Origin of the sequence: Variimorphobacter saccharofermentans (genome assembly GCF_014174405.1) — a bacterium.
GTDB classification, from domain to species: domain Bacteria; phylum Bacillota; class Clostridia; order Lachnospirales; family Lachnospiraceae; genus Mobilitalea; species Mobilitalea saccharofermentans.
Genome location: NZ_JACEGA010000001.1, coordinates 3,323,678 through 3,336,871 on the forward strand (window position 1 = coordinate 3,323,678; position 13,194 = coordinate 3,336,871).

The window sequence follows — 13,194 nt, forward strand, 5'->3', positions numbered from 1 at the left end:
ATCTTCTTCTCCTTCTATTTCATTGCTTATTTACGAAGTAATAATCGACACCAGATAAAAATCCTTGTCCTCCACTTCGGTATCAATCGTTATGGTAACCTTATGTTTTCCCGGCTTGTCTGCTATCATGACATCCTGTAAATACAGACAATCTCCCCAGGTCTCCTCAAAATTTGCATCCAATATTACAGCCTTCTGTTCATCCTGATCAATCACTACCTTTGCTATGGGAGCAGGATGAACTGCATATTTTCGATACTGTATTGCAATCGTGGCTCCTTCTACTTCAAAGGTAATACTGCTGCCGGCAGTGTTGCCGAACCAGCCATTACGGAAATTATCCCAAACGTTCTCTTTCGGTTTCTTATCCGGATAGAACCCGTTCAGTTCAGGCGTTATACTGAGGTTATTTCTGCGTACCGATGTTATATAGCGGTTTTTCGTAATCGGTTTCTCCGGTACATGATATTCTATGTATTCTTCTTTCCTCTGTACCACCTGCTCATGAATCAAATCAAGCAGATTTGTAATGACTCCTGCCACAAGGCCGTGTCCAAAATCATTGGGATGAAGATTATCCTCACTGATATCCGTATTATTCAAGTTGCCTTTTTCAATATCCCTATATAAGCTTTCTTTCATGCTTACTATAGGAAGATCATAATACTTGCCAATCTCATTATGTACTCGCTGCGCATTACGCCCATCATCATAAAAAACATTATTGAACATAAACAATGCAGGTTGTACGGGTGACAGTAACAGCTTACGTATCAGACCTTCAAAGGTTTCTTGATACAGCGAAGTGTCCTCGTCATTCACACTGAATTCTACGAATACCATATCCGGCTTATGGATAAGAACATCCTCCTCCACTCTGGCTACTCCGAACTTGGAGCTGGTGGCACCAACTCCTGCATTAATATACACACATTTTGCCCGAGGAAACGTTCTCTCCCACCATTCGAAGACACGATAGGCATAACAGGTCTCAGGAGATGTAGCTGCAGCCCCTGCAGTAATGGACCCTCCCAGGAAACCAATAGTAATCTCCTTACCGGAAGTGGCTTTTTCCATTACACGTTTCATTCGTGCCAGATTACCGATATTAATAATCCCCCTGTCATATACTTCTTTCCAATTGATTGAATTTAAATTCTGATTCATACTCTCATCCCTTACATTACACCGTAGTTACGGTCATCCTCGCTGGTTCCTTCATTTGCCTTAATATAATCAACAATCTCATCAACTGTTGTGAAGGCAAGTCCAACGTAGCTATCCGCAGCACCATAATAAATTGCTATTCTGCCCGTCTTTGCATCAGTCAGCGCTGCACATGGGAATACAACATTTGCAACAAAGCCCCTCTCCTCATACCATTCCTCAGGAGTAAGGATAAAGGTATCACAGCGATGCTTTACTATGGACGGGTTATCAATATCCAGAATACAAGCACCCATGCTGTATACATAACCATTGCAGGTTCCGGTAACACCATGATAGAACAACAGCCATCCCTCACTTGTTTCAATGGGGGCAGCGCCTCCTCCAATCTTTAAGGATTGCCACCACTGACTGCCTTTCGCCATTACATGTCTGTGCTTACCCCAGTAAACCATATCCGGGCTTTCACTTAAGAAGACATCTCCAAAGGGAGTATGCCCACTGTCACTAGGCCTTGACAGAAGAGCAAAATTGTTATTAATCTTTCTGGGGAACAATACACCGTTACGGTTAAACGGAAGGAAAGGATTCTCCAGTCTAACAAACTTCTTAAAATCAGTTGTCTTCGCTATTCCCAATGCAGCTCCATAGAAATCCGTACACCAGATAATATAATAGGTATCTTCTACTTTAATTAATCTTGGATCGTATGCATACCGGGGCATATACGGCTCGCCCTTTTCATTAACAAATGAGATTTTATCCGGCTCATAGTTCCAATGAATCGCATCCTTACTATGTCCCAGATAAAGATATGGTATACCATTGGTCTGTTCTCCCCGGAATACACCTATGAATTCTCCTTGGTAAGGTACAACTGCACTATTAAAGATTCTTGCAACTCCTTTTAACGGATTACGTCCGATGATCGGATTCTCTGAATATCTCCATACTGGTCCCACACAATTCTCAGGCTTATCCTGCCAGGGAATGTTAGGTAAATTATCTGCTATTATTTTTACATTACTCATAGTCGTTCTCCTTTATGTTAAAATTAATTTCCATAGGTTTTTAAATCAGGTAATTCATCCAGAGTGATTACCTTGTCACTGGAATAGACCTTCACCATCATATCGGTCTCAGTATATTTTTCTGATAATTGATCGGTACTGTCCTGAACTAAGAATTCACCTTCCCAGGTGCCAAAATACAACCACATAGCGTTGTCACGAACAGCCATATCCGGATCAAACAAGCATCCATTCTCGGTCATGGCAATAAGCTTTTTTACATCACCATTCCAGCGAACTAATTCATTGAACTTTGCGGACTGGGAATTATAAACCCTCTCTCCTGGATAAATATCCGTTCCAATAATGTCCACGTATTCGTCACCAGGATACCAATCCTTATTCTGACCATTCCATACCCATATCAGATTATGAATTTGATGATAGTTTGTCAACCGGTCAAAAAGAAGCCGATACAGCTCGATGTATGCTTCTGGGCCGGATGCTCCCCACCAAAACCAGCCTCCGCTAGCCTCATGTAGAGGCCTCCACAAAACCGGAACATCCTCTGCTTGAAGCCTCTTTAACTGAAATGCAATAGTATCAATATCCCTTAATAACAATTCATAACCCTCGGGATCCTTACCCTTCATTATTTTTTGCAAATCTATATTCGTTCCTTCTGTGTAAAATCCTTTCCACCAGGGAATATCTGAAGAGTTCACAAGATATGGCTCCGGTGCATTCCAGTGCCAGCAGAAAGTCACAATTCCCCCCTCTTGATGAAAGTTCAATGCATATTCCACATCGTGACTCACTGAGCCATGTGCTACTCTTGAAGGAGTATATTCTATAAAATCCAAGCCTAATATTGCTGGATATTTACCGGTTGCCTGATTAATCGCCTTGAATTCATTTCCATTCTTACCACGATCCCCATACTGACCGGAAATGATGTACTTCCCGTATATATCCGTCAGATACTGCATTAATCGTATGGTCGCTTCCGATGCATTAGGATCGGCTAACTCAGCACTAACACGGTAAATAGAAGGGTCTGCATCTTCCGATGCAGTTATTTTCAATGAATCAAGTAAAATCCAACCCCAGCTCTTGGTAATCGTAATCTTATTAATTCCAGAATTTAAGTATACCCTTTCCAATATCGAATCTGTAAAATCATCCTCATCAACAACAGTTACTCCTACATTTTCACCGTTAACAAGAACATTATTCTCTTTATAGCCCGTATTCCCTGCGCTGATAAAGTTTAGATCATATGCACCTGCACCCGGAACCTCCACTGTAAAGGTTACTGTATCCGAATCCGTTTCCATTCCCGTGAGATAACCCGACCCACTATAGCCTTTTTTCTTGCTTTCTATATGTATATTACCAGTAAACTCTGCATCCTCTGCTTCTATCGTCAATTGAAAGTCAGGATTATATTGCATGTCCATACTTGAGATCTCCAATGCCTTATCTGCCTTATCTGCCTTATCTGCCTCATCTGCTTCTTCTGTTTCTTTCTCTTCTGTCGTATTCTCTTCCAGCGCATCCCCCATATCAATATCATTCATCCCGTCTTTTTCTTCTTTATGGAGAGCAGGGGTAGCTATGGTTTCTTCAAGATCTTTCCTATTATCCTCGTAATTACATGCAGCAAAAAGTAATATCAAAGCAATAATAACAGAATTAAATAGTACTTTTTTCATGTTTCTCCTTTTCATCTTACTATAGTTTCGTTGCGTTATTCAACCAAAAATCTACAACTTTCTTGAATCAATTAATAAACCAAATGAATCATCCTCTAGATGACACTTCACTCCCGAATGAATTCTAAAGTAATTATTAACTCATTCAAAAAAGCATAACTCTGCAACACATGAATCTAATTAAATAAATATAATTTTTACAAAAAAAGGTTGCAGTACCAAAAGGTTCCCCGTTGATACCGCAACCTTTTCCAATTAATCTATATTACTTAATTACCATAGAATATATTTAAAGCGTCCTGCAGTGAAGGCTTTGCAGCTTCTACTGCTTGTGCTACGGTTTTATCCTTATTAACAGCGATAGGAGTCCATACAGAATTACCAAAATCAAAGTTAGGAGCTAAGCTTCCCCAAGGATCCAGCTTTAGGTTGACACCTGTCTGGTATGCAACATCAACATCTTCCAGTCTCTGGAAGCAGCTTTCGAACCAAGACGGATCATCTCTTAATTCTGTATCACCACCATGCCAATTCATGAACTCTTCAAAGATTTGTAATACCTTACCTGGCTCCTGAACACCAACAGGGATGAAATACCAGTTACCTGATACAGGGCTGTAAATCTTACCATCCCCTCTAGGACCCTGAGGATAAGGAACTACACGATATTCGAAAGGCAATTCAGCGCCTTCCGCAACAGCAGCATCTGCCTCCTGCTTTAATGACCATGCCTGAGCGGTCCAGAACATAACCTTACCATCGGACCATGCTAACAGGTTATCATTCCAGTCATCCGGATTCCATGGACGAGCAGATTTATCTACATTGTATATACGGTTGATAAACTCAAGTACCTCTGTTACAGCGGGAGAGCTTAAGCCTTCTGTACTTTCTCCTGCTATCGTACCACCATTGTTCATAACCAGACCATTTACTAAATCAGTGAATATACCACCGTAGCCATACACATCGACTGTTCCGTTTCCATCTGTATCCTTGGTTCCTGCCAATGTATACTCAGCGAATTTATCCCAAGTCCATTCACCTTTCGCGAACAACTCCTGCGGATCCTCTAAGCCTAAGGATTCCACCATGGTAGAGTTATAACCTAAGTAAATACCGGTCACCGGTAAGCCCTGCTCTGTAAATAGATAAGTACCGCCAAGAGCATCAAGGGGTTTAAGCACTTTCTGCTCACCGAATAAATCTAGGCCTTCGGGTGCAATTGCGGTTAAGTCCTGAGCCAAACCATTAACAACTGCAGGAATACCAAACTGTAAGTCAGATAAGTAAATATCACACTCCGGTGTACCGGCAGCAATAGAAGTATTAATACTTTCAATGATGCCATCCCAACCTAAGTTAACGTACTCAATACGGCAATTATATTTTTCTTCAATTCTTCGTATATTATCAAGCTTCATCTGTGCTGTCTCAGCATTAGTCATACCAGGATCTTCACTAATATCCTTATGGGCACTAGTGTAGAAATAATCCCACCAAATACCGACTTTAATCGTTCTTCCGCCAAAATCGAATGCGGGATACTTATCTTCAACCGGTGCGGTTGTCGGAGTTGCCTCTGCAATCTCTTCTGTTTCATCTTCTGCTTCTTCAACTGGAGCAGTTGTAGGGGTTGTTTCTGTTACTGTGTTTGTTGTCTCTTCTTTTTTGCCACATGCTACAAGGGAAATTACCATAACAAGTGTCAGTAAAAGAGCAAATAACTTTTTACTTAATCCTTTCATTTGAGTTCTCCTCCTCTTATTATTTTCTTTATTTTAGGTCAGCTCAGAACGAGGGTTATCCAACGATACCACTACGCTCCACACCTTCCATAAAATACTTCTGTAATATAAGATAAATCACTAAAATTGGCAGCAGGACCAAAATGACTCCTGCATACACATAAAGCTGAGCTACCATCGGATCCTTCACTTCATCCAGGAACGAAACCGTTGCTGATAGTGTAGAAAGCCGGAAGGTGATATTTCTTGACGACGGTATGGAAAAGAGTCTGGAATAAAACATGTCATTATACTGCCAAACCATGGAAAATACGGTTACTGTAACAACGGATGGAATCGCATTAACCAGCATTATCCTGGAGTATGTATAAAACATTCCTGCTCCATCAATAAAGGCCGCCTCTTCAATCTCCTTCGGAAGCCCTCGGAAAAATTGACGGAAAATATAAATAAATAATCCTGAACGTAATCCCACTCCGAATAACGTCATGAGTATCATCGGTGTTTCAGAAGATAACAGATTCGCCTTACTTCCCGTAAAAAGACTCACCAGTCCAAGCATATCCCAATTACGGAAATGCTGATATAACGGTAGCATGACAGTATGAGTAGGTAATACAATGGTAATAATTACACAACCGAACAGCAGCCTCTTAAAAGGAAATTCAAATCTCGCAAAACCATATCCAGCCATGGATGTAATAAGAATTTGAATTAGTGTTAATCCGATGGTATATAGCAATGTCCAGCCCAGGGTCTTCCAATATCCCAAACGCATAAAGGATAAGCTGTAGTTTTCCAAAGTAGGCTTTAATGGGAATAGAAATACACTGGGATTATAAACATCCGTCGGCGAAAAAAACGAGCTACTGATCATACTGACCAATGGACCTAATATGATATAGGATATCCCCAGTAGGATTAAAAATCGAAATACGGAAAAGAGGATTGCCTTCAATTTATGCACATATCTTGATCTTTTATTAATGATTACCGTATCTTCATTAAACCTTTTTATCTGAAGTGCTAACTCATTGATTTTCAAAGCAGTTCCTCCTTTCTAGTTATAGTAAAAGGTTTTCTTAGTAATGATCGCTCCGACAACTACCAGAATAATGCATACTACAATAGTACTCAATAAACTCATTGCGGCGCTTAAGCCATAGTTATAACTGGTAAATGCCGCCTCATATGCCATATCAACCACCTCACTATTCACAAAGGAATCGATGATGGTATACACTACATTGGTAAGAATCAGTGGTGATACCATGGGAAAGGTTACTTTCCAGAAGGTCTCATAGGTGGTTGCTCCTTCAATCTTTGACACTTCATACAATGCTGACGGTACGGACTGCAGGGAAGCGATAAAAATAATAATCTGAACACTGGAGGAACGGACAATTTCATATATCCTTCCGACCAGTCCCGTAATATAATCCAATAAATTTACAGGCAATCCAAAGTCCATCAAAATCTCAAAGAAGTAATCCATATTAACACCGGAAACAGGTGCCATTTCAGCGACCATGGTTGCTGCTCCGCCCTGTATATTTTGAGTCGCAAGCTCCAAGGCTTGCAGAATTGCTCCAGAACCAAGCAGAATAGGCAGGAAGAATATAGCCCGCACCATAGCCCTTCCTTTAAACTTGCCATTTAACAATATGGCAATTAACAAACTGAAAAAGATAATAAATGGTACATCGATTAAAATATCTCTTAGCGAATTAACAAATACTTGATTAAAGCTGGCATGCTCAAACAGCGCGTATTTATAGTTATCCAACCCAATAAAGGTCGCCTTATACCCTCCTGTCTCCGCAATATCGATTCTGCTGAGAGAGAATTGTATTGTTTGTAGCAAGCTTTTTATGTAGTAAATAGCAAAACCAAGGAACCAGGGTAGTATAAAGAGGTATCCGGCTATCGCCCGTTTCTGCATAAGTGTTAGTCTCTTATTCTTCATTCTGCAACCCCCTCTAATACATAACCCATTGACGGTATTGTAACTCCCTCAATGTCCTTATCTTCCCCGTTATAATTGATATAGATGGTAACCCCGTTATCGTATGTAACTTTCCTAACCCCGTTACCAAGAATGCTGTGGTCTGTTATGGCACTATTCACCACATGCTTCAGAACCTTATTGGCACTTTGATATAATTCAGCAGCATCCTCCAGCCAGGTCGTATACTGGGTGGTGTACATATAATTCATACCGGTATATTTCATATCGCTTGACTCTTCATAGGAAAGCGTAAAGTGAGGAGCTGTTCCAAATTCCAACATACGAAGTAGGATATCCTGTTTATCATAGCTGTCGCTTAAGTTGATCGCTCCTGTTGTATAATCAATGCTGCCATGAATCACCATCTGGTAGAACGGTATCTCCTCATCCACGATATAAAACGGATTATGGCTGGCCGGGACATTGATTAGATCCTCAGCATATTTAAAGGAGTATGAATTACCTCCATTCATCATAAGATTATCTATTTGCTGATCCAGACGCTCCAGCTGACCCAGCACAACATATTTTGTATTTTCTCTGTTTATGATATTGGATCGCTTCTTATCGGAAGCCAGCATATCTCCCATATCACGTAACGATACACCGGATAAAGCAACCTTATCTATCTTTCCGAGGAACTTATCTACATAACGCACTAAGAATTTAGGCGAAAGCACATTATACATTGATTCCATATATCCGGTTCCATTCTGTCTCAGATACACCGGGTTGGTCATACCAAGGCCGATGGGATATCCGGCATAGTACTGGGCATTTTCCATTTTGTAGTTGTATTTGAAGGTACCTTCCGCTGCATAGCTTACTCTCTGGAATGCCACATCCCCATACAGTCTGTATCCTGCATCGTTCATTTTGCTATAAAGCTTCTTAAGGTCTCGTTTTCCACCAAGCTCACGATCCACTTTAATATTGGAAGCAACATCGTGATAATAGCCGTTATTGAACCAGCCAAGATAATTCATTCGGATGTTCTGTATCTGCTTATCGGACAATGCATCCACTATCATTCCAGCTTCATCAAAGGTGGTCATTGCATACACACTGGTATACGGTGTACCCAGAAAGCTTTCCTGTCTCTGTATTCCACCAACAATATCCAAATAGAAAGGAAGCGCTTCTTCCTCTTCTTTTTGAGTTAATTCTCCACGCTCGATTAATTGATTGCGATAATAATTCGCCATTCCTGAGTAATCTGCTTCCTCACCATTCAGAAATGCGAAGGAAACAGTTAAGTCCATCTGATAGATGTCCTTTTCCAAGGTTGGAAGGTCAGCCGATACACCACTGGCACCGAACATATACACCTCTTCCGATCCTCTGATTAGAAAGTCTGCATAAACGTTATTATAGCTATTGGTGTTGCCGGAGACATTTGCCACGATATCCGCCATGGCTTCTCCACTGGTTATTTCAGCAAATACTGCGGAATCAGCATGCTTAATTCCATAAACAGGCAGCCTTGCCTTTTCCGTATCCTCTACCTTTGTAAAGGATTGTGTCGTCTCATCCATTCCATATACATATTGATTATAGCGTTCTGTTTTTTTCCCATTGTTAAAATTGATAAGGGAACCAGAACCGTTCGGTACCATAATATACCCTTCTTCATCGGAACCACCGGCACCAAAATAGCACAGTAAGCTGATATTACTCAATCTTCCGCTGCCGGTCTCCTTTATTCCGCTGGTGGGGATGGTAACCTCCAACCGATCTTCTACCAGACGATATTCCAAAGGAATAGTAAAGGTGGTACGTTCTGGAATCTCACCACCGGATGCAGCCGCAGCATCTTCATCATAATCTGCCTGTGTATAGCCGGCCTTCTCAATTAATTTATTCATCTTCTGAAGACCTACCTTACTACCCTTTACTCCTGATGCCAGCTCCAGAAAGCCATCAATATCCTTAGATTTCACATAACTGGTTCGGATACTCCTTGCTTCCTTGTCAGTTAATTTGCTTAGGATCTTCTCCTGCAACCGTTCCTCCGTGATATACAAAGGAATCAATCCTGTTGGGTTCTCCATATTGCCGAGCAAATAGGTATATCGAATTCCATCCTTTAGTCTTTCAATTTCATACTGTCCCTTTTCAACACTGTAATCATAGTTATACATCTTGATTTCAGTCATACTGATATCATAATAGGTAAGTACAAATTGAGAATTCAGATCTACCATATTATTACCGCTTGCTATCGGATCATCTGACCGATTCACTGGGTTGGAATAGGTAATTGCACCGGATCTCTTATCATAGATTGCAATTTCTGTCGTTGTGGTATTGGTATATAGCTTTAGATAATCATTCTCTGCTGCTAAAATCATTCCTTCTACATTCGGACTATCATCTTTCAGCTCTTTAAATTCATTACCTTCTTCAAAGGTATATTCCGGTAAATATTTTCTGTACTCGTTATAAAAAAAATAGTGAACACATAAATATGCAGCATATCCTGCCACAGCGAGGACGATTACCAGTACGATAATTAGTCGGAGTTTCATATTTTTCTTCACAGTCCTGCCCCCCTATACTCTCAGTATCAACTCATCATAAGCGCTTCGGAGAAATAGCATAACTTGCTGCACTAATGAGAACATCAATAAAATCACAAAGATTATCAGTATAAAGGCAATCAATGAAAACAAGATTGTAGCAATTGTTTTTCCAAGGCCAAAATTATGTATAACCATAATTCCTATTAACAGCAAAATTGCAAAATAAAGGATTGGCAAGGTAGTCAGAAGATAGTAGATTGCCTCCTCATCAGCTGCAATAAACCAGGATATTATGGTGGCAGGTATATAGGTAAGGACCATAGGGAGCATGGAATATCCGATTACGGTAACAATATCCTTGAATCTTCCTTCCCCTTCCATTAAACAGGTTATGGACCAATTTGCCGTAGCTAGCAATAAGACAACCACGAATAAACCCATAATCTCTACCAACGAATTTACCGATAGCGGATTCACCGGATTTACGACAAAGCTTGCATACCTCCGATTAATAGAGAAGGATAGACCAAATAGCAATACTAACAGTAGCGCTAATCGAACACTTCCTTTTCCTCTATGTCTTATTTCATAAAAGCCCTCAAAGGGATGGGTTATAACATAAAACGGATATAGTAATTTTTCCTTCTTACTCATAATCACCTGCTCCCTTCCCTTTCCTGTTCTTGATCTTTTTCCATATAAACAGTGCTACAACAAGCAATAACAGTCCGGTAAGAATATAACTTAGGTTATCCCTCAATATTTCATCACGATAACGCTTGAAGGCTATGGAGTAATATTCCCGGTTCATTCCAAGCTTCAAATATTTCATGGCATTTTTGTTATCGCCTGCTGCCAGATAGGATTTCCCAATTCCTACATACGCCAGCTCAAAATTGGAATCAAGCTTAAGTACTTCTCGCCACAGAGCTACGGCTGACGCTTCATCCCCATCGTAACGTAGTGCCACAGCTTCATTGATTAATCTACCGTATTGTGTCGGTACAAAGGTTACGATCTCACCACGATAGGAATCCAGAACCAGAATATGGCCTCCTTTTTCTTCTATGGCCACCGGATTCTGAAAGGTTCCTTCCTGGCTTCCCATACCTCCGAATATATATAAGATATTTCCCTCATGGTCATATGTAAAAATACGTCCTCTTGTCATATCCACTACGGAATAAATTCCATTATCACGATATACAATATCAACAATTCTGGAAGGACCGGAAAACTGACTTCCCATTCTCCAATACAGATCTCCGCTTAATTTCCCAGCTTTATTCTTATCATTGTTTTTCTTGATTACATCCTGACCCTTTGGATTCAATCTACGAACGGATTGTGAGCCAGAGGCATCCACATTGGTTGCATAAATGAAACCGTCCGGTGCCATATCCACTCCCGTGAACTCGGTGGGGATAAACTGAATCTGTCTTTGTCTCTGTGCCTTGGTAGAAAATCTCCTCCAGATTTTCTCATATAAGCTGATTGTTACTTTAATCGTTCCGGAAAACCCGGTAAATTGTGAATTTTCGTCAAAGGCCATAATGCCCTGAAACATATTCTTTGCGATGATATATACTCTGTCTGCATAATCCACGGTCACCTTCAGAGGTGCAAATACAAAGCCTTCCTCCAGAACCTCCGAAGTTGGATCGCTGATGATTTTCAATAGAGATCCATCTTCGTTCAGCGCCACAACACGAAAATTATCCGTGTCAGCGATATAAAGCTCATTATCTCCTGTTACATAGATGCCCGACGGAGTCTTAAAAGAGTCTGCCGTGCCTTGATTATCAAAGGTGTCAATGACTTTTTCGAGCTGCATCGCATCATTCAGTACCACGATACGATTGTTACCGGTATCTGCTATATAGACTCTTCCATCCTCTGCAACAAACAAATCCTGTGGATTGGATAATACATCAATCCCCATATCCTTTCCGGAGATATTGCCATCCGGAATATATGCTGCCGGTGTGTAATTAATATCATTCCAATAATCATAATTATAGGTTTGATACGGAACATTCGTATTCGCTGATGCGTTGATGGTGTTGAATGAAAGTAGTAGGATGAACATCGGGATTAAAATTAATTTTTTCTTTTTCATTTACAAGCTTCCTCCTAATCCTTCATACCTGATGTCGTCATTGTTTCAATTATGCTACTTTGGCATATAACGAAGAAGGTAATCGGAACTGCTGCAATAATTAAGGTAACTACAGCTCCGGCGCCCTGTCTCGCGGGACCTCCGTTTACTATCTGCTGAAGCGCATACTGTAAAGGCTTTAACTCCTCATCACGCAGGAATACATTACCGGTATTTCCCCATACGGTCTGGAATTGCAATACTGCTAAGGTCAGCCAAGCAGGTTTTACATTCGGCATAATAATTCTCCAGAATATCTTATACTCCGTTGCACCATCCAGTCTTGCAGATTCAATGAGGGAATCCGGTATTTGCTCCATAAACTGCTTCATCAGATACAATCCAAGTCCATATGCACATGCAGGTAATATCAAGGCCCAATAGGTATTATTGATATGTAGCTTTGAAATAATCAGATAATTTGGTATCTGAGTCACCTGCCAGGAAAACATAATTGATAATACAACCATGCTGAACAAGAATTTCTTTCCTGGAAATTGATGCTTTGCCAACGGATACGCCGCCAGAGAAGCAATAATTACATGTCCCAAGGTACCTCCACCAGTAATAATCAGGGTATTTACGATATAACGGGCTAATGGTACCCAGGAATTGGACATGATGATAAGCAAATCATGAAAGTTATCCATACTTGGGTTTCTTACAAAGATTGTTGGAGGATATCGAAATAGCTCATCCAATGGCTTAAATGCATTATTTATTACCATTACCAGCGGCAACACCATGAAAACAGCACAGAACGCCATGAAGAAGAACAAAGTAGCATTTCCTGCCATGGAACGGTTCAGAGTTTTCTGTCTCTTACGAAACAGCCGCCTTCTTGGCTTCATGTAATCTTTTGCCAT

General features: G+C 40.6%; 10 protein-coding genes. All 10 read right to left on the reverse strand.

The genetic code is table 11. The features are described from left to right. Nucleotides 1-30 precede the first annotated feature (30 nt). Nucleotides 31-1,167 carry an SGNH/GDSL hydrolase family protein gene (locus tag H0486_RS14395; RefSeq protein ID WP_228353652.1) on the reverse strand — a complete coding sequence of 379 codons (1,137 nt, stop codon included), beginning with the start codon at nucleotides 1,165-1,167 and terminating at the stop codon, nucleotides 31-33. 11 nt (nucleotides 1,168-1,178) lie between these two features. Continuing rightward, nucleotides 1,179-2,198, reverse strand: a complete 1,020-nt coding sequence (locus H0486_RS14400; RefSeq protein WP_228353653.1) for a glycoside hydrolase family 130 protein — start codon at nucleotides 2,196-2,198, stop codon at nucleotides 1,179-1,181. A 23-nt stretch (nucleotides 2,199-2,221) separates the two neighbouring features. Further along, nucleotides 2,222-3,892 (reverse strand): glycosyl hydrolase, encoded by a 1,671-nt coding sequence (locus tag H0486_RS14405; RefSeq protein ID WP_228353654.1) that lies wholly within the window; start codon nucleotides 3,890-3,892, stop codon nucleotides 2,222-2,224. 269 nt (nucleotides 3,893-4,161) lie between these two features. Continuing rightward, nucleotides 4,162-5,640, reverse strand: coding sequence for an ABC transporter substrate-binding protein (locus H0486_RS14410; RefSeq protein WP_228353655.1), 1,479 nt, complete (start codon nucleotides 5,638-5,640; stop codon nucleotides 4,162-4,164). 55 nt (nucleotides 5,641-5,695) lie between these two features. Beyond that, the gene (locus H0486_RS14415) at nucleotides 5,696-6,685 is read right to left on the reverse strand and encodes a carbohydrate ABC transporter permease (protein ID WP_228353656.1); all 990 of its coding nucleotides are present in this window, start codon (nucleotides 6,683-6,685) and stop codon (nucleotides 5,696-5,698) included. A gap of 15 nt (nucleotides 6,686-6,700) precedes the next feature. Continuing rightward, entirely contained in the window at nucleotides 6,701-7,606 is a 906-nt protein-coding gene (locus H0486_RS14420; protein WP_228353657.1) for a carbohydrate ABC transporter permease, read from the reverse strand. Continuing rightward, on the reverse strand, nucleotides 7,603-10,188 hold the full coding sequence (locus H0486_RS14425; protein WP_228353658.1) for a DUF5696 domain-containing protein: 2,586 nt from the start codon (nucleotides 10,186-10,188) through the stop codon (nucleotides 7,603-7,605). Before H0486_RS14425 ends, H0486_RS14420 begins: the two co-directional genes overlap by 4 nt. A gap of 12 nt (nucleotides 10,189-10,200) precedes the next feature. Beyond that, a complete protein-coding gene (locus tag H0486_RS14430; RefSeq protein ID WP_228353659.1) occupies nucleotides 10,201-10,824 on the reverse strand; it encodes a Yip1 family protein in 624 nt (207 codons plus the stop codon). Then, nucleotides 10,817-12,289, reverse strand: coding sequence for an NHL repeat-containing protein (locus H0486_RS14435; RefSeq protein ID WP_228353660.1), 1,473 nt, complete (start codon nucleotides 12,287-12,289; stop codon nucleotides 10,817-10,819). Before H0486_RS14435 ends, H0486_RS14430 begins: the two co-directional genes overlap by 8 nt. A gap of 14 nt (nucleotides 12,290-12,303) precedes the next feature. Then, nucleotides 12,304-13,194 carry a carbohydrate ABC transporter permease gene (locus tag H0486_RS14440; protein WP_228353661.1) on the reverse strand — a complete coding sequence of 297 codons (891 nt, stop codon included), beginning with the start codon at nucleotides 13,192-13,194 and terminating at the stop codon, nucleotides 12,304-12,306.